At 41.2% G+C, this 23,299-nt stretch carries 22 protein-coding genes; 5 read left to right on the forward strand and 17 right to left on the reverse strand.

The genetic code is table 11. From position 1 onward, the window contains the following. Positions 1-5: 5 nt before the first annotated feature. From L1266_RS03975 to murJ, 12 genes are all read right to left on the reverse strand, one after another. Complete coding sequence (locus L1266_RS03975) at positions 6-3,203, reverse strand: PilC/PilY family type IV pilus protein (RefSeq protein WP_235376913.1); 3,198 nt, start codon at positions 3,201-3,203, stop codon at positions 6-8. A gap of 1 nt (position 3,204) precedes the next feature. Next, positions 3,205-3,735: a pilus assembly PilX family protein gene (locus L1266_RS03980; protein ID WP_235376914.1), complete on the reverse strand. Its 531-nt coding sequence runs from the start codon at positions 3,733-3,735 to the stop codon at positions 3,205-3,207. After that, a complete protein-coding gene (locus L1266_RS03985; protein WP_235376915.1) occupies positions 3,723-4,733 on the reverse strand; it encodes a PilW family protein in 1,011 nt (336 codons plus the stop codon). The genes L1266_RS03980 and L1266_RS03985 overlap by 13 nt, the downstream gene beginning before the upstream one ends. Position 4,734: 1 nt before the next feature. Next, positions 4,735-5,292 (reverse strand): type IV pilus modification protein PilV, encoded by a 558-nt coding sequence (pilV, locus tag L1266_RS03990; protein WP_235376916.1) that lies wholly within the window; start codon positions 5,290-5,292, stop codon positions 4,735-4,737. A 181-nt stretch (positions 5,293-5,473) separates the two neighbouring features. Continuing rightward, the gene (locus L1266_RS03995; protein ID WP_268842694.1) at positions 5,474-6,184 is read right to left on the reverse strand and encodes a LytR/AlgR family response regulator transcription factor; all 711 of its coding nucleotides are present in this window, start codon (positions 6,182-6,184) and stop codon (positions 5,474-5,476) included. Continuing rightward, entirely contained in the window at positions 6,181-7,206 is a 1,026-nt protein-coding gene (locus tag L1266_RS04000; RefSeq protein ID WP_138601504.1) for a sensor histidine kinase, read from the reverse strand. Before L1266_RS04000 ends, L1266_RS03995 begins: the two co-directional genes overlap by 4 nt. Positions 7,207-7,244: 38 nt before the next feature. After that, a complete protein-coding gene (ispH, locus tag L1266_RS04005; protein ID WP_235372772.1) occupies positions 7,245-8,174 on the reverse strand; it encodes a 4-hydroxy-3-methylbut-2-enyl diphosphate reductase in 930 nt (309 codons plus the stop codon). Then, positions 8,174-8,614, reverse strand: a complete 441-nt coding sequence (gene fkpB, locus L1266_RS04010; RefSeq protein ID WP_054551758.1) for an FKBP-type peptidyl-prolyl cis-trans isomerase — start codon at positions 8,612-8,614, stop codon at positions 8,174-8,176. Before fkpB ends, ispH begins: the two co-directional genes overlap by 1 nt. Next, positions 8,611-9,111: a signal peptidase II gene (gene lspA, locus L1266_RS04015; RefSeq protein ID WP_054551759.1), complete on the reverse strand. Its 501-nt coding sequence runs from the start codon at positions 9,109-9,111 to the stop codon at positions 8,611-8,613. Before lspA ends, fkpB begins: the two co-directional genes overlap by 4 nt. Positions 9,112-9,120: 9 nt before the next feature. Continuing rightward, complete coding sequence (gene ileS, locus L1266_RS04020) at positions 9,121-11,946, reverse strand: isoleucine--tRNA ligase (RefSeq protein WP_235376917.1); 2,826 nt, start codon at positions 11,944-11,946, stop codon at positions 9,121-9,123. A 25-nt stretch (positions 11,947-11,971) separates the two neighbouring features. Next, positions 11,972-12,898, reverse strand: a complete 927-nt coding sequence (gene ribF / locus L1266_RS04025; RefSeq protein ID WP_054551761.1) for a bifunctional riboflavin kinase/FAD synthetase — start codon at positions 12,896-12,898, stop codon at positions 11,972-11,974. Between the two features lie 73 nt (positions 12,899-12,971). Continuing rightward, a complete protein-coding gene (gene murJ / locus L1266_RS04030; RefSeq protein WP_268795023.1) occupies positions 12,972-14,552 on the reverse strand; it encodes a murein biosynthesis integral membrane protein MurJ in 1,581 nt (526 codons plus the stop codon). 243 nt (positions 14,553-14,795) lie between these two features. Here murJ and rpsT point away from each other — a divergent pair, with 243 nt between their 5' ends. Continuing rightward, on the forward strand, positions 14,796-15,056 hold the full coding sequence (gene rpsT, locus L1266_RS04035; protein ID WP_036967030.1) for a 30S ribosomal protein S20: 261 nt from the start codon (positions 14,796-14,798) through the stop codon (positions 15,054-15,056). A gap of 97 nt (positions 15,057-15,153) precedes the next feature. Here the strand turns inward: rpsT and L1266_RS04040 are convergent, their stop codons facing one another. Further along, positions 15,154-15,537 carry a response regulator gene (locus L1266_RS04040; RefSeq protein ID WP_054551762.1) on the reverse strand — a complete coding sequence of 128 codons (384 nt, stop codon included), beginning with the start codon at positions 15,535-15,537 and terminating at the stop codon, positions 15,154-15,156. A gap of 151 nt (positions 15,538-15,688) precedes the next feature. Here L1266_RS04040 and L1266_RS04045 point away from each other — a divergent pair, with 151 nt between their 5' ends. The 3 genes from L1266_RS04045 to smrA all read left to right on the forward strand — a co-directional run bounded on the left by L1266_RS04045 (position 15,689) and on the right by smrA (position 17,469). Continuing rightward, positions 15,689-16,132, forward strand: a complete 444-nt coding sequence (locus tag L1266_RS04045; RefSeq protein ID WP_054551763.1) for a hypothetical protein — start codon at positions 15,689-15,691, stop codon at positions 16,130-16,132. A 100-nt stretch (positions 16,133-16,232) separates the two neighbouring features. Next, positions 16,233-16,478, forward strand: a complete 246-nt coding sequence (locus L1266_RS04050) for a hypothetical protein (RefSeq protein WP_054551958.1) — start codon at positions 16,233-16,235, stop codon at positions 16,476-16,478. A 409-nt stretch (positions 16,479-16,887) separates the two neighbouring features. Beyond that, complete coding sequence (smrA, locus tag L1266_RS04055) at positions 16,888-17,469, forward strand: DNA endonuclease SmrA (RefSeq protein WP_054551764.1); 582 nt, start codon at positions 16,888-16,890, stop codon at positions 17,467-17,469. 61 nt (positions 17,470-17,530) lie between these two features. Here the strand turns inward: smrA and L1266_RS22235 are convergent, their stop codons facing one another. Together L1266_RS22235 and L1266_RS04060 are read right to left on the reverse strand one after the other, a co-directional pair. Further along, positions 17,531-17,665: a hypothetical protein gene (locus tag L1266_RS22235; protein ID WP_262387613.1), complete on the reverse strand. Its 135-nt coding sequence runs from the start codon at positions 17,663-17,665 to the stop codon at positions 17,531-17,533. 95 nt (positions 17,666-17,760) lie between these two features. After that, complete coding sequence (locus L1266_RS04060) at positions 17,761-18,681, reverse strand: 2-hydroxyacid dehydrogenase (protein ID WP_138616949.1); 921 nt, start codon at positions 18,679-18,681, stop codon at positions 17,761-17,763. 124 nt (positions 18,682-18,805) lie between these two features. Here L1266_RS04060 and L1266_RS04065 point away from each other — a divergent pair, with 124 nt between their 5' ends. Beyond that, the gene (locus tag L1266_RS04065; protein ID WP_138616947.1) at positions 18,806-20,524 is read left to right on the forward strand and encodes a lysophospholipid acyltransferase family protein; all 1,719 of its coding nucleotides are present in this window, start codon (positions 18,806-18,808) and stop codon (positions 20,522-20,524) included. Positions 20,525-20,571: 47 nt separating this feature from the next. On the opposite strand, the gene dapE is transcribed toward L1266_RS04065, so the two are convergent. After that, positions 20,572-21,750, reverse strand: a complete 1,179-nt coding sequence (dapE, locus tag L1266_RS04070; RefSeq protein ID WP_235376918.1) for a succinyl-diaminopimelate desuccinylase — start codon at positions 21,748-21,750, stop codon at positions 20,572-20,574. A gap of 70 nt (positions 21,751-21,820) precedes the next feature. Next, a complete protein-coding gene (locus L1266_RS04075) occupies positions 21,821-23,221 on the reverse strand; it encodes an MATE family efflux transporter (protein WP_235376919.1) in 1,401 nt (466 codons plus the stop codon). Between the last annotated feature and the right edge of the window lie 78 nt (positions 23,222-23,299).

The following is a 23,299-nucleotide window of genomic DNA, read 5'->3' on the forward strand; positions in this document are numbered from 1 at the left end:
TAATCTTATTCGTTCTGTATATTTTCATCATTTTCTTCGCGTTTATATATATACGTTTGCTGTGTTTTAAAACCAAACCCTAATTTTTCATCTTTTACAAGTTGTATTTTATCGTCTACAACTTTTAATCCTGGCCCTGTAATTTCAAGTGGTTCCAGCGGGTTTTCAGCATTTTGCCCTTTGATGCCTGGGCCAATTAAATAAAACTGACTTTTTACTTCTTCATCAGAATCATCATCACACTTTCCATTGCTGTCACTGTCTGCGCAGCTTGCACCAAAGTAAAGTTGCGGTGTATCTGGCACCTCAGTACTGGTAGTGAACTTCAGATCCTCATAAACTTTAGTGCCGTAATGCAAATGAAAAGCATAAAGTGCGCCGCCACCGCCACTTAAAGAACATTGATTTTTAGTTGATGATTCAGATGCAGGTGTGAAAGATGTAAAATAAGCAACGCCACCAACAACGGTAGCTGCAGCTAATGACTTTTCACCTTTCGCTAGCTCATAACGCCACCCTTTCTTTTTCGCCAGTTTAGCTTCAACAAGGGTGAAACCATCTAAGTCATCTAAAGTATTACCAAAGGGGTCATCATTCATCTTCATTAAATCAGCTGGCTTGATAACGGAAGGTTCTATGCCTTTAAATGATTGCGTAACCGTATTTTCATCTCTTATCATAAACAATTGATCTGAGGTTTTAGTATCATTAGGGTTCGTTCTTTTACCACTACCAATAACAATAGCATCATAAGGGGTATCTAAGCGGGTAGTTTCTCCACCTTTTATTGTCACCTTACTAAACATAGTTCTAGCAACTAAAGGCTTGTAAAAAAAACGCATATCGGCTTCAACACCTAGCTCAGCCAATTTGTGGTGGCTGAAGTCTGTGGTTTTATCGCTAGGCATATCGATGCGCCAGATATCCCCTCCAGTGTCTGCGGCGTATATTCTATCAATATAGCCATCATAATCAGAATCCAATAAAGTTACATCGGCTGCAATGCTATGTTTACCATTAAAATTGCCATCATCAAGCAACGACCATAATCTATTTCCATTATTTGCATCAACTATATATACATTATTGCCTACAGAATCTTGACCTGAACCTGTATCTTTATTCTCATCGTACCCACCACCAAAAACGAGTACTGGTTTATCCCCAAATGCTCTAATAAATGCTACCTGTGGTTTAGACCATGTTTGGCCAAGCTTAGCAAATTTTCCTTCACCACCTTGTATTGTCCATTTTAGTTTAGGGTCATCTGGGTCAGTAATATTAAAGCCGTAATAGTTTCTTCCACCACGTCGCATGCCAGCAAAAGCCCACACTTCCTCTTTCTTCCTAGCATCAATAATTCCAGTTCCACTATCGTCATCATCGCTAACTAGGCTTTCATTTTTAGAGTACACGCTTATTGGGCCATCCATGCCGTACTTTTTACCCGAGTCTTTATCTCGAAGTGGTTTCAAAATGTTAAAAAGTGCAGAAGGTATAAATGCCCAACTTTCCTCTACTTTATTATTAACATTATCGTCTTTAAACATATGCAAAAAACCCGCATTGGTACCAATCAAGATTCGTATATCGCCGTTACCATAATCGATGGCAACGGGTTTTGAATGCAATGGGTCGCCAAAAATATCATTGCGAACAGATGACGATGAATTTTTATTATCAACGTCTACACCGCGAGCCCATCTTATAAGATTCTCAAGCTCATCCACTTTAACTTTAAAGTAAGGTATATTTTCGTCAATTTCTTTTAGACTTGGCTGGCTACTAAGGCTACCGTAGTTAAAATCTCCCATATCTGTAAATATTTGACGATCATCAATATCATCCACAGCCAAGTCTGAAAACATAGCATTCACACCACCACTTTTCACTGAGTTACCATCCGCGGCCTTATCTTTGTCCCAAAATGTAGCCGCATCTGTATTTATTAAACCATCATCATCTAGTGCGGCATTATTTCTAGCATCTATAATTGTACTGCCAGACACTTTTAATTTTTTTAAATTACCACGCCAGCGCGTACTTTTATCGGGAAAAAACATGGCAAGATAGATAGCATCGCCACTGCGTGTTTGATCAACCATGTTGCTTGCAAAAGATGGGGAGGTAAATGTACTGTTTTCACTTCTAATATCAGAAACAGCTTGATTTAGCGACTTAGATAATTCTTCAGGTGTGCTTGCTGGTAAGTTTTTCCCCCCACCTAATAAAGCTGTTTGTCGCAACAACTCTTGCCCTTCGTCACTCATGCCTGACCCAAAACCTATGGTGTATATGCGGCCTGTTTCATGAATATCAGGTGTTGATGGATACAAATCAACTGTCGTATTACTGGTACCATGAATTATTTTAGCTAATTGGTGCAAATAATTATTATAAACGTAGTCCCCCTCGACCAAAGGTTGCCCAAAATAATTATTGTGTATTGCGCTTATTGACGCATCACTGCCATTATCACTATTTTCGTTAATGTAACGTCTTCCCCAACGATCATACACATATCGGGGAGAAGGGTCCCCATCCGTCATGTAAATAATATTAACTGAGTTATCACAACGTTTAGCTTCAGCTACGCTATCAGCAAAAGGAGAGATGTAAGTGTAGCTATATACATCTTTCCACTTCCGACAACTATACCAGCCCCATTGTTGGCATTCCCTACGAATAAAGGTTTTATTTTCAACACTACTATCCCTATTTGATTCACTAACTTGCTCGCCATAGTACACGCTTTGTCCTGTTATATATAAATAAGCCTCCCATAGTGTTTCAGCCAATGGAGTACCACCACTAGCAGGAAGATTACTTATTGAGGTTTTTATAGACTCAGGTGAGCTGCCAATACCATTTAAAATATAGCCACCGTCATTGCCGTTAAAGCGCATCAAGCCAAAGTCAATGTCTGGATTACCTGTAATTAAATTGGACATTGCATTTCTGGCCACACCTAATCGGCTGTCATTACACACTACCCAATCACCATTGTTATATTGTCCGCAATCCTTACCTGTCTTAGATGAAAATGCCATACTGCCAGAGGTATCAAAAATTAATAGTACTCGCGGTTTCTCATCAAGCTTTATATCTTTATTTACATATAACTCTATATCTTCTGCGGTAACAAATGAACTAAAGATAGAACATAATAATAAAGCGAATATATTTCTAAACGTGAATTCCATCTTAAATCCCCTTACCTACACTCGCCATTTCTTGCGCAATTCCTGTAACTATAGTGAGAGAGTGTTTACTTTTAGAGCCATACTCTATAGTAGTAGCCACTTGAATCATGTTACACGAAACCCCGGCAGTATAACTATAGCTACGAGGGCAGTTAAGCTCTAAGGAACCACGATTCATGTTCGTCATTATGCTTTTCATATCGTTTCCTGCCTCTGTAATATCTTTCTCGAATTTATATTTTTTATTGCCGTCACTATCAAACTTACCGGTATCTGTTTTTGTCTCATCTCGAGTAAGAAAAAAGTTACTATCAGCACCCTTTTTAGCTTCTGACGCAATCACTCTTAGCACTTCACCAATCAGTTGATTTTCTGCAACTTCTCGCTCTTGCGCTGCATTGGTAATTTTAATATCAATCGTACTGCTACTCATAAGAGTGACAGCAATACCAGTTACAGCTATTACCATTATTAATGCCGTGATAAGCACGACACCTTGCTGCTTAGTTGGTAAAGACTTTAGATTTTCCATAAATTACCTCCAACATTACTTAAACGAATAGTTGTAGTAAAAACTGTTCTTCTATAGTTATCATTAAAATTTAATTCTCGCTTTTCAGCTCCCTCACCTAAAGTATATTTTTGGTTTTTAAGTTTTATTCCAGGGTCTGGTTGAAGTGCACGGATTAATAAAAAAACTTGCACCGTTAATATACCTCTGCGGTTTTCCCATTCAGCAGCAGTAATTGTGCTGGGGCTTTTGTAAGTATCAACTCGACTGTCACTGTTCGTGTCTAACCCAAACAAAAAACGCATATTTTCGACTCCCTCCACTATCGTTTCAGAGGTCATTTTTCCATTAACTAATCGTTTTCGTCTTAATGCGGGAACTTTTATTTTTTGATTATTTACTAAATACTCTTCTTCTTTAATGTAATAAACATGATGGCTGTATGGCCAAATAGTTGCATTGATATTTGTCGGGATATATTTGCCGGTTACAAAACGTGCTTGTTCTTGTTCTGCGATAAAATAATTTATTTTATCGCTTGTTGTATTTGTACCTGCAACAGCATCATATTGAGGATCACCCTGTAAAAACTTTAGTTGAAGGATATCGGTTTCTTTATCATCGGCAGAGATAATGCCATCGTTAATACAATTTAGGTTATCTTTACTGGTAGTCGTTTTTGCATAAATAGTACGAAAATTACTACTACTGGTTAAATCTGGGAAGCTGCCGTTATTAGCTCCCTCTGAGCAATCACCGTCGACCCCTGTCGCGGTAACAGTTGTGTTTGCTGTAGTAAATGAATCATCGTAATAAGTTCCCCAAAAGCCCACTTGCTCTATATCGCGTTGCATAATATTAATGGCTAAGCGGCCTGACTCTTGAAGTTCACCGATGCTCATCGTGTCTTTTGTGCTTATTTTCATACTAATAAAAGTAAACATGACACCACCTAAAATCAAACCACCAATAAATAGTGAAATCATAACTTCTACAAGAGTAAACCCTTTTTGCTTCATGTTAGCTCCTCACATATATATAACTTGTTAGAACCACTAAACGGCGTTTATTGTTAGGATCATCACCACAGGTAACTTTTCCTGTAACTGCATTCGCATTAAACTCTTGGCGGCCTTGCCATGATATAATTACTTCAATGTTAAATCCTTTGCCTCCAGTATCTGCCACTGAAGTTGGATTTATACATATTGTCGCATCATCTAAAGTCCCTGTATTTTCGCTGGCTCGTATGGCACGCTTCCATTGCGTTATATCTAATTTGGCAATATCAGAAGAGCTACATATTGCACCAAAGCAACTCGAGTAAGTATTACTATTCGCTGAGCTTTTTATAACGGCTTTGTAATCTTTTATTATATCAACGGTGTCATTTGCTCTAATGCGTTGAATAATATCATTTCCTAACGCTATTGCTGCTGCGCGCTGCATAGAGTCAAAGCTTGCCTGTTTAGCTTTTGCTTGCAGTGCAACAGCGCCTAATAAGCCAAAGCTTAAAATAACAAAGGCAATAAGCACTTCTATAAGGGTAAAGCCTTGCTGCTCAGAATGTTTAATCATGGTAAGTTTCATGGATACTTTTACATACAGTAAGAGTATTACGGCACAAATAAATAACAATCTGTATATGGACGAGCGGTCAAAATGCGCGATAAACGGTACTTAAACTTTGCTCAAAGTTAGATAATGACTAATAAAGAAAGTAATTATTGAAGATAAGATGCTGCAATGAAGGTTTTTATTATTTACCCATGACAGCTTTAACATTTTTAAGCTCTCGGCGACTAACTGCCAAAGGCTCTTCATACTGCTTCATCGTAACTGTATGCCCACCTGAAGAAGGACTATTAAGGCTTACAATTTGTTGCTTATTGACAAGTGTATTACGATGAATTCTCAGTAGCCGCAGAGGATAGGTTTGCTCAAGTTGTTTTAAACTTTGCTCAACAAGTGCCTCACCTTCAAAAAACACCACCCGCGTGTATTTTTGCTCTGCAATACAGCAAATAACATCATCTATATTTACTCTTCTTAATACGCCTGCAAGTTGATAGCAAATATAGTTATTTTCAGGTGTTAATACTTGAGTTCGGTTTAATTTACTAAGCTGCGCCATTGCTTTTGTTAAAGCTTGCTCGGATACAGGTTTAACTAAATAGCCATCTACTGCGAGCTCAAATGCAGTTAACGCATACTCAGGATGCGCTGTTAAAAACATCACTGCTGGGGGGATCGAAAACTGTTTTAGTTCAGCAGCTACTTCAAGGCCCGACTGCTTGGGCATATTAATATCCAGCATCACTAAATCAGGCTGGAGCTGCTTACAAAGTTCAATCACCTGTTCGCCGTTACTGGCTTCACCTACAACTGTGCAAAGTTCGTTGGTAGCTAATAAACGTTTAATACGCGCCCTTGCTAAAGGCTCGTCATCAGCAATTAAAATTTTTATCATGCGCTTCTCTTCTTAGGTATCACCAGTTTCACCCTAAAGATCTCATCACGAACAGTCGTAGTCAGTTGCGCTTTTTGATGATAGAAAAGTGACAAACGCTGGCGGATGTTTTCAAGTGCCATACCGTTGCCTGCTCGTGAATGGCTCCCTTGCTTCGCTACAGGGTTAGTTATAATGAAAGTATAAGCTTTGTTCGATTGATACATCTCGACAGAAATGTTGCCCTGCTCTGCTGGCTCTACGCCATAAAAAACCGCATTTTCAATAATCGGCTGTATAGTTAGACACGGAATATCTATATCTGGCAACTCGTCAGGTAATTTCCAGCTTAATGCTAGGCGTTCGCCATAGCGCCAACGTTCAAGTGCCACATACTGCTGGCATAAAGTGATTTCATCAGCAAGCTTTATGGCTTTACCGCTGCGCATTGCGGCCTGCGACAGCGCCGCCAGCGCCAAAATTGCTTGTTCAGCCGCCTCAGCATCATAATGGGTAAGCTCAGCAGCAGTGTTTAAACTATTAAACAAAAAGTGAGGGCGTATTCTTGCTTGTAATGCATCAAGTTCAGCCTGCGCTAACGCTTTCGTTTGTTGCTCTTTTTGATTATGAATAAGCAGGAATTGGCTGAACAACGCGGTGACCAAAAATATGATTAGTAAATTACTGACAATAAAGTTAGCTCTCGACTCCATAGCGAACACATCTGAAAACACAGACAAAAACAGCCAGCTAAAAACAGACGTTAATGCCAGTAAAGTGGATATCAGAATGAATAACTGTTTAGGGTGCGACAGCTTTGTAAGTAGAGCCCGGCATACATACAGTAACGACAAGCTTGAAAGAAAAATTAGATGTAAAAAGCAGCTAAATATAGCTAGACGTAACCAAACATCACCTAAGCTCATTGGTGAAAAGGCGAGTAAAATAGCAATGACTTGGCTGACGATCAGTGTGGCAAGGACACCACGAGATTGAAAAAGAGCCGCAATCAGCAAGCCGTTTGAATTAGGCTGTTTGCTCATGGGCTCCTCTTTTAACTGTTGACTACTATTTGCTTAGATTAGCGTAGCTCAACAGGAACGGCAAATACTATGTTCTCTTCTTCGCCAGGATTTTCAACAACTTGATTGCCACCCAATTCTTTTAGACGAGCAATAACTTGTTGAACTAAAACTTCTGGTGCAGATGCACCTGCAGTAACACCCACCGCATTTACATTGTTGAACCAATCAGCTTCAACATTACTTGCATCATCAATCAAATAAGCCATAGTGCCCATTTTATCGGCAAGCTCACGTAAACGATTAGAGTTAGAGCTATTTTTAGCCCCAACTACAAGCAATACATCCACTTTATCAGCTAAGTCACGCACTGCATCTTGACGGTTTTGCGTAGCATAACAAATGTCATCTTTACGCGGGCCATCAATTGCTGGAAACTTAGTGCGTAATGCATCAATCACATCTGCTGTATCATCTACAGATAACGTTGTTTGGCTACAGTAAAACAGGTTCTCAGGGTTTTTAACCGTTAAGTTTGCAACATCTTCTGGCGTTTCTACTAAGTAAATACCACCCGCTTCGTTGTCGTACTGCCCCATTGTACCTTCTACTTCTGGATGACCATGATGGCCAATTAACACACACTCAGTACCTTTACGGCTTGCACGTGTTACTTCCATATGTACTTTTGTTACCAACGGGCAGGTTGCATCAAATACTTTAAGGTCACGACGCTTTGCCTCGCTTCGAACAGCTTGTGATACACCATGCGCACTGAAGATAACAATGCTGTCGTCAGGAACCTGATCTAGCTCTTCAACAAAGACTGCACCGCGATTTTTTAAGCCATCAACAACATATCGGTTGTGAACGACTTCATGACGCACATAGATTGGCTTTTCAAAGATATCGAGTGCGCGCTCCACAATACTGATTGCACGGTCAACGCCTGCGCAAAAACCACGTGGGTTCGCTAATAAAATATCCATTAACCTGTTACCTCTAAAATATCGACTTCAAAGGTTAAGCGTTGCCCTGCAAGTGGGTGGTTAAAGTCAATAGTAACTGACTCACCTTGCACTTCACGAACAAGACCTGGTAACTCAGTACCATCAGGCTGAGTAAAGGCAATAATATTACCTACTTCAGCAGGCGTGTCTGCACCAAACTTGCTGCGGTCAACATAGTAGATGTTATCTGGATTTGGCTGACCAAATGCATCTTCTGGCTCTAATGCAAATGACTTACTTTCACCAGCCGCTAAACCGAGTAAACACTTTTCAAAGTTTGCTGTCAGGCTGCCATCACCCATTCGCAATTTTGCAGGTTTATTATGTACTTTAGTTGAATCGGCTGCTGAGCCATCTTCTAACTTAATTGAGAAATGAAAGATCACTTCAGAGTTTTCACCAATTACAGCTTGGCTCATGCTTGTTGCTCCTTAGGACTTTCGCCTGTGAAGGCATCAAATAAAAGTAATGCGGCACCGATACAAATCGCACAATCGGCAATATTAAAAACAGGAAAGTGCCAGTTTTCGTAATATACATGCAGGAAGTCAATAACATAGCCATACGCGATTCGGTCGTATAAATTGCCTATTGCACCGGCTAAAACTAACGCATAAGCAGAACATAATACCTTGTTAGACGCAGGTAAACGTTTCAACCACCACACTAAAAGCACACTGATCGACACTGCAATCAAACTAAAGAACCAGCGCTGCCAGCCACCTGAATCACTCAAAAAGCTAAATGCCGCACCATAGTTGTGTACATAGGTGAAGTTAAAGAATGGCAGAATATCTATCGACTCTTGATAGGCCATGGTATTAACGACAAGTGATTTTGTCGCATAGTCTACTACCAAAAGCAGTAGACTAAGCCATAACCAAACCAAGCCACTTTTTCCGGCTAGTTTGCTCACAAACAACTCCTATGCGAACTGACGCTGTTCACCATCGCCATCAACATTGCTTACACAACGGCCACAGATCTCAGGGTGAGCAGGATCAGCACCTACATCATCACAGTAATGCCAACAACGCTCACATTTTTCAGCGGTTGTTGCAGCAACTTTAATGTATAAGCCATCAATTTCTGTAGCTTGCGTATCTTCTGGCTGTGCTGTCACAATTTCAACTGTCACGCCTGACGTTAATAGTACAAAGCGCAGTTCATCACCTAATGCAGCTAATTTCGCACTTAACTCTTCACCTGCATAGATGCTTACGTTTGCTTGTAGAGTTGCACCAATAACTTCTTCTTTACGCGCCGCTTCTAGCACACGGTTTACTTCATCACGAACGTTTAGGATTGTTAACCAATCATCGTTGCTGAACTTACCTTGTGAAGAAGCTTGTAAGCCATCGTACCACACAGAAGTGAATACAAACTTGTCACGCTCACCTGGTAATGCTTCCCAGATTTCTTGCGCAGTGAAGCTTAAGATCGGTGCCATCCAACGGGTCATTGCTTCAGCAATGTGATAAAGCGCAGTTTGACATGAACGACGCGCATGGCTGTCGCTTTTCGCTGTGTATTGACGATCTTTGATTACGTCTAGGTAGAACGAACCAAGCTCACCAGTACAGAAGTTCATTAGCTTTTGCGTTACAAGTAGCATTTGGTACTTGTCGTAAGCCGCTAAGATTTCATCTTGCAGTTCAGCTGCACGGCCCACAATCCAACGGTCAAGCTCAACCATGTCTTCAATAGCAACTTGATCTGTTTTTGGATCAAAACCACTTAAGTTCGCAAGTAAATAACGGCTCGTATTACGAATACGACGATAACGGTCTGCTGAACGTTTAAAGATTTCACCAGATACAGTCATTTCAGCTGTAAAGTCAGTTGATGCAACCCATAAGCGTAAGATGTCAGCACCTAGTTTGTTCATCACGTTTTGTGGTGAAATTACGTTGCCTAATGACTTAGACATCTTACGGCCATTTTCATCAACCGTGAAACCATGTGTTAGCACTTGCTTGTATGGCGCATGACCATTGATAGCAACCGATGTCATCATTGACGACATAAACCAACCACGGTGTTGATCAGAACCCTCTAAGTAAAGATCAGCAGGACCGGTTAAATCTTCACGTGCATCAACCACACATGCGTGAGTCACACCTGAGTCAAACCATACATCTAGCGTATCTTGAACTTTCATGTATTGCTCAGCGTCATCGCCAAGTAAAGTAGCTGGATCTAAGTCATACCAAGCTTGAATACCTGATTTTTCAACTAATTTCGCCGCTTCTTCGATAAGCTCTTGTGTATTCGGGTGAAGCGCACCAGTGTCTTTATCAACGAATAATGCAATTGGCACACCCCATGTACGTTGACGTGAAATACACCAATCAGGACGGCCTTCAACCATGTTTGCAATGCGGCTCTCGCCCCACTCAGGTAACCACTCAGTCTTTTTGATTTCGCTTAATGAATCTTGACGAAGGTTAGCTTGGTCCATACTTACGAACCACTGTGGCGTAGCACGGAAGATAATAGGTGTTTTATGACGCCAGCAATGTGGGTAGCTGTGCGTAAGCGCATGATGATGCAATAACGCATTGTTTTCAGTTAATACGTCAATGACGCTCGCATTCGCTTTGAATACGTGCTGACCTGCAAACATTGGTGTGTCAGGTAAGTAAACACCGTTAGCACCAACAGGGTTAGCTACTTCTAAACCATAAGCAAGACCTGCCGCGAAATCTTCTTGACCGTGACCTGGTGCAGTATGAACAACACCAGTACCAGAATCAGTCGTTACGTGATCAGCCACAATCACAGGCACTGTGAAGTCATAGAACGGGTGAGCAACCTGTAAGTTCTCAAGTGCAGCACCTTTTACATAACCGAGTACGTGGTAATGTTTGAAGCCATAACGGTCCATAGCATCTTTAACTAGCTCAGAACCTAAAATTAGACGTTGCTGTGCACCTTCGTCATCAATTTGAACAAGGGCATACTCAAGCTTTTCGTGAACGGCTACTGCACGGTTAGCTGGTAATGTCCACGGTGTTGTCGTCCAGATAACAGTACTAACTGCACCGGTACCTTCATGGCCTTCAGCAAGTTCAAACGCATTGATTACAGCATCTTGATCAGCAAACTGAAAACGTACATCGATTGCTGGAGACTGTTTATCTTGGTATTCAACTTCCGCTTCAGCAAGTGCTGAACCACAATCTGTACACCAGTGAACAGGCTTAGCACCTTTGTGTAAGTGACCATTTTTAATGATGCGACCAAGCACGCGAATTGCGTTCGCTTCAAAGTCAAAGTTCATTGTTAAGTAAGGCTTGTCCCAGTCACCGAATACACCAAGACGTTTAAAGTCTGTTTTTTGACCCTCGACTTGTTTTTTGGCGTATGCGCGACATTTTTCACGGAACTCAGCAGCAGACACTTTCACGCCTGGCTTGCCTACTTTCTTTTCAACCATTAATTCAATTGGTAAACCGTGACAGTCCCAACCCGGCACGTAAGGTGCGTCGAAGTCAGACAAGGTTTTTGACTTAACAATAATATCTTTAAGAATTTTGTTTACCGAGTGGCCTAAATGGATATCACCGTTTGCATACGGAGGGCCGTCATGCAAAATGAAGGTTTTTTTACCTTTTTTAGCGCTGCGAATTTGACCGTAAAGATCGTCTTCATACCATGTCTTAAGCATCTTTGGTTCACGTTGTGCCAAATTGCCGCGCATTGGAAACGCTGTTTCCGGTAAATTCAAAGTATGTTTGTAGTCGCTCATTAATCCTACTTTCCGTATCGGCTACCTAATTTAAACCAAAACACTGCTTAGCGGCGGTTACATCATCTGCAATCTGCGCCGTCAGTTGTGTTAATGTCTCGAATTTTTTCTCATCGCGAAGCTTTTTAATTAGCTCCACGTGCATAAATTGTCCGTAAATGTCTTGCGCAAAGTCGAAAATATGAACCTCTAACAATGCGCGTGTCCCATTAAATGTGGGTTTGTTGCCAATATTTGCAACCCCATATAATTCTTTATCACCCACTTTTGCTCTTACCGCAAATACCCCATTTACTGGGCATACTTGGCGTTTTAGCGCTATGTTGGCCGTTCTGAACCCTAATTCACGACCTTTCGCCCAGCCATGAATAACACGCCCAGAAATCGCATAGCCATGACCTAACATGGTTTTTGCATCTTCCAATTGCCCTGCAGCAAGCGCATGGCGAATAAGGGTACTACTTACTCTATCATTGAGTCTGCGAAAACTTGCAGTACTTTTCACATCCATGTTCAGCTCAGCGCCCATGGTTTTTAGTAACGCAAAATCTCCACGACGACGTTTGCCAAAACAAAAGTCATCACCAACAGTTAATGCTTTAACGCCTAGCTTTTCAACCAGTACTTGGCTGACAAACTGTTCTGCTTCCATGTTGGCAAATTGCTGATTGAAGCTAATACAAATCACTCGTTCCACGCCTAATTTAGCAAGCAAACTGAGCTTATCACGTAGTCGAGTTAAACGCGCGGGTGCATTATCTTTGGCAAAAAACTCTTGTGGCTGAGGCTCAAATAACATCACGGTACTTGGCAATTGATGCTTTTCTGCGTCTTGCAGCAAGCCTTTAATCACTTCTGCATGACCTAAGTGCACGCCATCAAAATTACCAATGGTCAACACACAGCCATAATGCTGCGCGCGAATATTGTGAATACCTCTAATTAACTCCATGCCACCTTTTTGCCTTTATCAGCGAGCCCAAAACATTGATATCGGGCTTGAAGCGCCGATTATAATCTTTTTTTTAGTTTGATTCAGTAGTTGCAACACTTTTTATCGTATTTAGTCGCACACCTAGAATGAATAAGGCCGCAAAGTAAACAAAAACCGCCAGCACTAATAATCCACTCAACAGCAGCACTTGCTCAGTAAAGTGCCATGCTTTCCAGGCAAATTGCTGGCCCACATACCATACAGATGCGGCCATTAATAAACTTGAAAACAAACACTTAAAGGTGAAACCAAGGCTCATCGCAGAAAACTGATAAACGCCTTCTTTACGTAGTTGATGATACAGCAAGTAAGCATTGCAACTGGCCGACATCGCGGTTGCTAACGCTAACCCCAAATAACCAATAAAGGGCGCTAACATAATGTTAAACACCATATTTAACACCAGTGTTTTAATACCAATTTTTACGGGGGTTTTAGTATCTTGGCGCGAATAAAAGCCCGGTGCTAACACCTTGATTAACATAAAGCTAACCAGTCCAACTGAGTAGGCCATGACACCGTAACTTACCGCTTTTACATGATCAATTTCACCGTCCTGAAATGCACCATGATCAAATAAAACCGTAATAATGAGCGGGCTTATCACCATTAAACCAAACATAGCAGGCAAGCCTAAGAAAATAACAAATCTCACCCCCCAATCCAGGGTTAGCTGAAAATCTTTTGTGCTTTTAGTGCTATGTAGCTTAGACAATGCGGGTAAAATTACCGTCGCGATACCGATACCGAATAAGCCAAGAGGAAACTCAATTAAACGGTCTGAGTAGTAAAGCCACGCGATAGAGCCGGTCATCAACATTGAGGCAATCATGGTGTCGAGCAACAGGTTTATTTGACTGATAGACACGCCAAACAAGGCTGGTAGCATGAGTTTTCGCACTTTTTTAACGTTTTCATCTTGCCAGCCCCATTTTGGGCGGCTCAGCATACGGGCACGGTACAAAAATGGCAACTGAAACAGTAACTGCACTACCCCCCCAACAAATACGCCAATGGCAAGGGCATAAGCCCCAACTGAAAATTTATCGTGCAATAAAACTGCGCAGCTAATAATCGATATATTCAACAGCACAGGTGTAAACGCTGCAACAGCAAAGCGATTATAGACGTTCATGACCGCACCGCTCAGGGCAACCAAACTCACGAAAAATAAATAAGGGAAAGTCAGTTTTAACAGTGCACTGGCCAGTACGAACTTCTCGGCATTTTCGCCTCCTTGCCACCAATCAATAAACCAGCCAGTTCCAAATAAGGCCGCTATAACTGGAGAAGCAATAACTCCGAACAGGGTAACAATTAATAAAATAGTTCCTAACGTACCGGCTGCTTGAGCCACAAACAACCGGACTTTATCATCACCTTGTTGCTCTTTTATCTCAGATAAAACCGGCACAAATGCTTGGGCAAAGGCTCCTTCAGCAAATAAGCGTCTTAGGAAATTAGGAATTCGATTGGCAAATAAAAACACATCCGCAGCAGCACTGGCACCTAGCAGATTCGCCACAACCGCATCTCTTACTAACCCTAAAATACGCGAGATCATCGTCATTGCACTAACAATCATCCCAGAACGAAATAATCCTTTTGCCACCTTAAACCCATTATCAAAAAACTTCTAAGATGGGCGATTATGCCTAAAATATCTTTAAAGCACTAGGCTCGAACCCGACCCTTTGTTACAATGGCGATATTAACTGCTAAAGCGGCAAATTGATGTTCGTTATAAGGAGCAGTTTTTCTTGAGATGTCAAAATTTCGTTGACATTCATGATAAAAACAGGCATATTCCACGGCCTTTAAATTAAGCTTATTTTAAGATTGTTAGGAGCAAACCTTGGCTAACATCAAGTCTGCAAAAAAACGCGCTATTACGAGCGAAAAAAATCGTCAACATAACGCAAGCCGTCGTTCAATGATGCGTACTTACTTCAAAAAAGTAGTTGCTGCAATTGAAGCGGGCGACAAAGAAGCTGCACAAGCGGCATTCGCTGTTGCAACACCTATCCTAGACCGTTACGCAACTAAAGGTCTAATCCACAAGAACAAAGCAGCTCGTCATAAGAGCCGTTTAGCAGCTAAAATCAAAGCGCTATAATTTGTTTTTGATGAATATGAAAAACCGGCTTTTGCCGGTTTTTTTTTGTTTGTAATTTAACAAGGCACCTGTTCTAAATGCCTCAATAGTTAATTAGCTAGACAATTTCTAGTTCTGGGTAAAACTTTTTCAGCATTGCCGCAATTTTCTTAGGTGTAAACGGTTTTACTACAAATCCTTTAGCGCCCTTTTCAATTGCTTCTTTAACGTTTTCTACTGTTGAATGAGCCGAAACCATCACGACATTCGCTTCGGGCGAAATTTCATTTATTTGCGTGATAATCTCTTTACCATCTCCATCGGGTAATTCAATATCTAGAAAAATTATATTGAACTCTTTCTCTTTACATGCGCTTAAACACTGTGCGGCTGTAGAAGCTTCACGTACATTATCGATACCAAGGTGCATTAATGTTTGATTTAGAAAACTGCGGACCGTACCTACGTCGTCCACAATTAGAATTGAAAGCTGCGTATCCATACTATTCCTCTTAAACTATGAAGATAAACACTCATTGCACTGTAGAGTGTAACGCATTTAAGCTATGAGTGATTTGAATTTGACTATTATATCAAAAACTTCGTTATAATCTCATTATAGAGACCTATATTTAAAAGGCCAGATAAGCTTTATGTCTAATAAAATAAAAAAACAATCTTTACTTGGTAAAGCTCCTGCACGAAAGAAACCAACACAAGCAAAGCGCCAAAGACCTGTAAACCAACAACAAGCGCGCGCACAAGCTGCTCAGCACAGTGCTCCTGAAGTAGAGCTCAAGAAAAGCAAAACACGGTGGTATGCACTCGCAGCAGTTGTATTAATTCTGCTAATTACGCCAAAACCCGTGTTAATCACTTACGAAAAGCTAGGTATGGTCTCACAAAGTATATTTTGGCCCGGGGTTTTTGGTTATGGTGCAAACTTATTTGATTCTACTCTTAGCCCCCGTGCTGACCTAAGCCGCAACATTATTTACCTGTGCCAAGATAAGCGTAAACCAGACACCTGTCAGAAGTACCGAGTTACAGAACAAAATGGATTTTTTGCAGCGATGAAAAAGCTGATAATGGATTAAAAAATCTAATCCGAAAATTTAAAATTACTTGGTTGAAAGCTGTGTAAAAGATCACCATAATGGCGCTCCTTTTTCAACACAGACACGATCAGATACGACCATGCTAAACGAGCTAGATTGGCTTTTGAACTTAACGTTACTTGCACTAGGACTAGGTGCATTTTTTATTAACCAGCTAACATTACTGCGTTTTGCAGCGATTAGCGCGTGTAGTTTATTATTTTTATCGTTTAGTTTAGATCTGATGTCATCAAGCGTAATATCAAACATGAGCTTGGTGTTGATCAACACATTTTATTTATTCAAGGTCTACACATTTGGCCAGTTGAATATTAATCAAGGTTAATCTTCCCCTAAGATAAATTGATAGAATAGGCTATATCATCTATCAGCATTTATGCCCAAGCAGTCCCCTGCTTGGGCTTTTTTTTGCTTACAAAATGGTTGAACTGAGATACCATAAACGGCGTATATACCCAAGCCACCTCAAGATGCAGAATTCAGCGTTTCACAGGTGCTTAATATCAAGGCGTTACTTTGCAAGAATGGTGGTCCCTTTTAAGAAGTAACAACGATGAGAGTAAGTGCCTGTGAAACGCCCAGAGGGTTGGTTTAAAAGCGATTTATACTGCGTTATTGATTTTAACAATAGAACCACTATTATTTGCAATCAATGCCTTGCCTAAATCGCTTTTAATTCCAACTGAAACTCGCACCTTGAGGTGGTTTGGGTATAATTAATTTGGAGGTACCTTATGTCATTAAACGACTTCGACTTATTTCTCTCATCTATGGAAGACGTAAAACCTCTTAAACATGACACTGTTCAATTTGATTCCACCAAGCAAGGCCCTTCTTTAGCGCAACAAGAAAAACGTAAAGCAGCTGAGTGTGATTTAGCAATTGATGAAAACTATTTGCGCAGCGAGTTCGTCGAGCTGTTAGATCCTCATGCCATATTGGCATTTAAAAAAGATGGCGTACAAGGCCAAGTATATAAAAACTTACGTTTAGCTAAATATCAACTCGATGCCACGCTTGATTTGCATGGTCAGCCTCTTCAACGTGCACGTAGTACGTTATTTAATTTTATCGATGACTGTCATAAACGAAATATTCGTGTCGTACTTATTCGCCATGGGATTGGTATCAAAAATAAATCACAGCCCGGTATTTTAAAGAGCTATACCAATAAGTGGCTGCAAGAAATTCCAGCGGTTTTAGCCTTTCACAGTGCCCTTAAGCATCATGGTGGTAGTGGTGCAACGTATGTGATGATTAAAAAATCTGACGAGAAGAAACACGAGAACAGAGAAATCCACTCAAAAAGAAGTTAGTTGAATAAGCGATTAAAGTGCAGCACCTAAACGTGCTGCACTCGATGAGCATGCCGTGTGGTTATGATTGACTAACTTCAATGTCCTGAACTGGTTGCTCCGATGCATTAGCTTGGTTAAACCATGCTGACACACCTAAAACGATAACTGACACGACGACCAGACTAAATTTAGCTCCACTTTGATTAGATTTCATAACGCCTCTTTTATTATTGTTTTTTTATTGAGCAACTCCAGAATAGCAAAATTACAGATGTTAACAAGACGTTTATTAAACAAATTTACAATGTGTCAATAACCTTTTGTTCTATCAACCTGATTTATTAACTCTTTACCTTCAGTTAATCTTTTAGCATTACCTGCAATTTGCAACGAGACAGACTCTAAATCTGAAATTGCAGCACAGTGAGGCGTTAAGGTCACCTTTTGATGAGACCAGTAAGAGTGCGCCTGAGGTAAAGGCTCTTCGCTGAATACATCAAGGGTGGCGCCACGTAATTGCTCACTATTAAGTGCCTCGAGTAAATCTTCATCGACAACATGTTTGCCTCTGGCAACATTAATTAGCACCGCATGGCTTTGTAGTTTACCCAGCAGTGATTTATTGATAATGCCCTGAGTGTGTTGGTTAAGTGGTAGTAAGCACACGAGATAATCAATTTGACCGAGCATGTCATCTAACCCCTGCTGTGAGTAATAGGTGCTTACTTCAACGTCGTGTTTTTCACTATTAGACCAAGCACTCACTTGAAAACCATTTGCGAGTAAACGCTTTGCACAGGCTTTGCCTAATTCGCCGTAACCTAAGATACCCACATGTTGATGTGAATACGCTCGCTTTGGCTTCCAAGTACCCGCTGATTGTTTTAAATAATATTCTTTGAGTCTCAGCTTGTGCGCCAATACATGACCCAATACATACTCTGCCATATCATTAGCAAGGTTATCATCAACAATTCTAACAACAGGAATATGCGCTGCTATCTTTGTTAAGTCGATGCTATCAACGCCTGCACCAAATGAAGAAACTGCTTTTAAATTTACTAGTTTAGGCCATAAATCAGCGGGCGCATTCCAGGCCAGTACAAACTCTACGGCTTCGTAGTCTGTGCACTCAGACCAAAGCTGTACGTCAATCTCTGGTAATAACGCTTGTAATCGAGCAATTAATTGGCTGCAATCTCGGCCTGTTACAGCTACAAGTAAAATCATTGTCTTCTCCATTTTAGCCTCGAACACGAAGCGCTCTTTAAAAAGTCACACAACTGCAACCTAACTGTCACAGCGAACTCTTACCCTAACCTCATCGCTAAATGCGTTTATGTTTGAGGTTTGTATGATCAGTGTTGATAAAGTAATAGAAGCAAATTTACCACAATTAGAAAATTCGCCAAAAGTAAAAGGCTTAGTAAAGAAAGGTCTGGGTTATTTATTACATGAGCAAGAATTTGTTGCCTTTGGTGATGCATACCCACACTTACAAGGACTTGAGTTTGTAGAGCAAGTACTTGATGAGCTTGACTTTGACACGCGCTACAAGCCAAAGCAAATGGAACATATTCCTAGTGAAGGTAATGTCGTTATTGTGGCAAACCACCCTATCGGCTCTCTTGATGCATTAGCGCTGATAAAAGTCTTATCAAGTGTGCGCCCCGACTTAAAAGTCGTTGCAAACCGCATGCTGATGTCAATCACTCCGATGCACTCGTTACTCCTTCCCGTTGATAACCTCTCTGGTACGAGTAAAAAGAAAGAACTCGCTAATATCCAGCAACACTTAAAATCAGACGGTGCATTATTAATCTTTCCTGCAGGTGAGGTATCGCGCTTAAGTCCAACAGGAATTAAAGACTGTAAGTGGAACAGTGGTTTTTTACGTATGGCAAAAAAAGCCAACGCACCTATTTTGCCTATTTACATCAAAGCGAAAAACAGCCCGTTATTCTACGGCACCTCAATGATCTACAAACCCTTAGCCAGTTTGTTATTAGTCAAAGAGATGTTCAAACAACGACAAAAATCATTAGAGTTTGAAATTGGCGCGTCCATCCCACCTGAGTCATATTTAATCGAAAATTTAAAAGATAAAGAAATAGCTCAGTTGATAAGAAAACAACTGTATCGACTTATCACAAAAAAACCGCTGCCGTTAAAAACGCAAACCCCCATTGCCAGTCCTGAAGCAACGAAAGACCTTAAAAAAGCCATTGAAGAGTGTGAGCTATTAGGTGAAACCTCTGATGGTATGAAAATTTATTTATATCAATACTGTGGTAGCTCACCGATTTTCCGTGAACTAGGACGACTTCGTGAAATTGCGTTTCGGGCAGTCGGTGAAGGCAGTGGTAAACGCCGTGATATAGATAAATACGACATGGATTATCAACACCTCGTTCTGTGGGATGCTAAGCAACTTGAACTAGTCGGCGCATACCGACTTGCCTGCGCACAAGACGTTATACAAAAACATGGCCGCAAAGGTTTATATACTGACAGCCTATTTAGCTACAGCGATGATATGACACCGTATTTTGAAAAAGGCATTGAGCTCGGTCGCAGTTTTGTGCAACCCAAATACTGGGGCAGAAAGAGCCTAGATTATTTGTGGTTTGGCATTGGCGCATTTGTGAACCGCTACCCGCAATATCGCTATTTGTTTGGCGCGGTCAGTGTGTCAAACGCGCTCCCCGAGCAAGCTAAATCGCTATTGGTTCACTATTACCAGCATTATTATGGTGCTAAACAAGTATTAGCCATTCCAAACAATGAATATCGCCATACCGAATCACAAAAAGAGCAATGTGCTCAGTTATTTGCTGGGGATGATATTAAAGAAGATTTTGTTGAACTTAAGCATGTGCTTGCCAATATTGGTGCGCAAGTCCCAACCTTATTCAAACAATACACAGAGCTTTGCGAGCCAGGAGGCGTACAGTTTTTAAGTTTTAGCATCGACCCTGAGTTCAATAATTGCATTGATGGATTAGTGCTTGTCGACTTAGATAAAGTAAAAGCGAGTAAAGCCAAACGATACTTAGGGCAGCCACGCGAATAGTCGTTATAAAATAGCTTAAAAAAGTCGGCATATTCGCCGACTTTTTTTTAACTAAATATATTTCTAAGCGCAGCTAAATATATTTGCTCAATAGCTTTTAAATCTGCGATAGGAACATGCTCATTAACTTGATGAATGGTATGGTTTCGCACGCCACATTCAATCACTTGCGTGTGCTCATTAGCAAAAAAGCGACCATCTGATGTGCCACCACTGGTACTAAGCATAGGGAAGCTGCCTGTTACTTCATGCACGGCTTGTTCAAGCTGCTGCAATAAGCAATTGCTGGCTTGATGCAGGGTATAAAATGATTCACACGGACGCTCCCAAACAAGCGTTAGCTGTGATGCTAGATCTGCCAATGCAAACTGAATTTCTTCTTTGATGTCTTTACTTTTGTAGCCATGACTATAACGTACGTTAAACGTGAGCTCACATTGAGCAGGAACAAGATTATCGACCACATTGGCAATATTAATTCCGGTCACTTGCAGTGTTGTAGCCGAGCTTGTTTCATCTTTGTGCCAGCTAATTGCCGTTAAGCGCTTTACGACCTCTGCACTTAAATGTGCAGCGTTTATGGTGTTTTCAGGGTAGGCAACATGCCCTGCTTTACCTTGAATAGATAATCGAGCAGACAACGCGCCTCGCCTGCCATTTTTAATGGTATCACCCACATGCTGATGACTCGTCGGCTCGCCAACTAGGCAACCATCAAGCACAACACCTTGTTTGGCTAGACGCTCAGCAATTAACAAGGATCCGTATTCAGCTTCGCCCTCTTCATCTGAGGTTATTAACCAGTAAAATGTGCCGCGTTTATTGCTATTTTGCGCTAAAAAACGTTTTGTTGCGCAAAGCATCGCAGCAACACCGCCTTTCATATCTGCTGCGCCACGGCCATAGACACTGCCATCGACTATCTCGCCACTAAAAGGATCAACTCGCCAATCACCTTCTGCAGCAGGGACCACATCAATATGGCCAGAAAAAGCAACGATAGGGCCTTCACCAAAGGTGATTTTAGCAATTAAATTAGTAACATGATTAAAGCTAAATACCTCACAATCAAAGCCGAGCTGGCTTAAGTTACCTTCAAGCCAATCAATTGCACCAGCTTGAGCGGGCGTTACCGATTTAAATCGGAGCAAGGTTTGTAATGTTTCAACCACCTCAGATTGCACCGACTGGTGCGTTACTAACTCTGCATTTGATATCAAACTCATAATAACCCTAATCAGTTAGAAAGCTTAGGTTATTACAACGAGAGATTATGACCGCAGTGTGAAACTTAAATTAATGATTTCCTTCTTCAATAAGGGTTTCTTGAGTTACCTTGGCAATGTCTTTGTCTTCTTTGGTTAATTGTGTTCGTTGCCAACGACCAGCTGCGAACCAAAGATAAGTAATGATTGCCACAAGTACATTGGTGATAGCAAAGGAATACCATATGCCCTGTGGTCCCAGTGAAGTATGCTTAGACAAAATATACGCGGCAGGAAATTGAATAACACATTGTGAAAGCAGTGACACAACCATCGCATTTAGCATGTTGCCTGAAGCCCTAAATGCAGCGACTACACAAAGCTGCACGCCTATTCCGCCCCAAGTTAAGCACATAACCCGAATGAACTCTGCACCACCCGCTATCACAGACTCATCATCAGGAATGAAAAAAGCCACCAAGTATTCAGCAAACAGATAAGCAACAACACCCACTATTGTCAGGCCCAGCAGTCCCCAAAGTGAGGCTAATCGAGTTATTTGTGCTGCACGCTGTGGATTTCGCGCCCCCATGTTTTGACCAACTAAAGTCGAAACAGCCATTGAAAGACCCATTGCCGGGATCATCACCATTTGTAAAATATTAGATCCAACACCATAAGAGGCAATCGTGTGCGTACCAAAGCTAGCTACCAAAAACGACATAATAATTAAACCAAAGGCTCGCGCAGAGAGTTCAACCGAGCCAGGCGCTCCTAAAAAGAAGGCTTGCTTCATATACTGCCAGTCTGGTTTAAAACTAGAGAGTTTAAGTTGAATGCCGTGACGCCCTCGCAAAAACACCCATACCCCGATTGCAGCCGCTAAGCTTTGCGTGATAAGTGTGGCTAGTGCAGCGCCCATTACGCCAAAACCAAAAATCAGTAAGGGGTCAAGCACAAAATTGAGTAACACAGTACCGCTTACAATATAGAGCGGCACCTTGGTTTGCCCTATACCACGCATTAAGGCTTGAAACATGGCATAAATAAATACAAACACAACGCCGATAAAAGATACATGCATAAATTTAAGGGCATCACCAAACACTTGATCTTCAACACCTAATAAAGTCAAAAAATATGGTGAAAGCATATAGCCTATTAAGCCAAGTATGGTTGCGGTAATTGTCACCATTAACATAGTTTGGGCAGCAACGTGATTAACCTTATCTTGCTGACCCGCTCCCATGTATTGAGCGGATAAAATAGCGCCCGCCATTGCCAACCCAGAGCCAATAGCAATCACTAAAAAAGTGACCGGCATACTGACAGAAACGGCAGCTACTTGCTCTGCCCCTAAGCGGCCTACCCAAAATGCATCGGTCAGTTGATAAGCCGACTGCAAAATATTGATTAAGATGATCGGGATACCTAATTTAAGTAGCGCTTTTGAAATCGAGCCATGAAGAAATAAGTGCTGAGGATCAGCCATGCAAAACACCTAATAAGCAAATAACACCGTTAGTTTACCAGCCGCAACTGAATGTAGAGTCAATAAGAGTCAATCTTT

The organism is Pseudoalteromonas sp. Cn5-37 (assembly GCF_021532495.1).
Taxonomy (GTDB): Bacteria; Pseudomonadota; Gammaproteobacteria; order Enterobacterales; family Alteromonadaceae; genus Pseudoalteromonas; species Pseudoalteromonas simplex.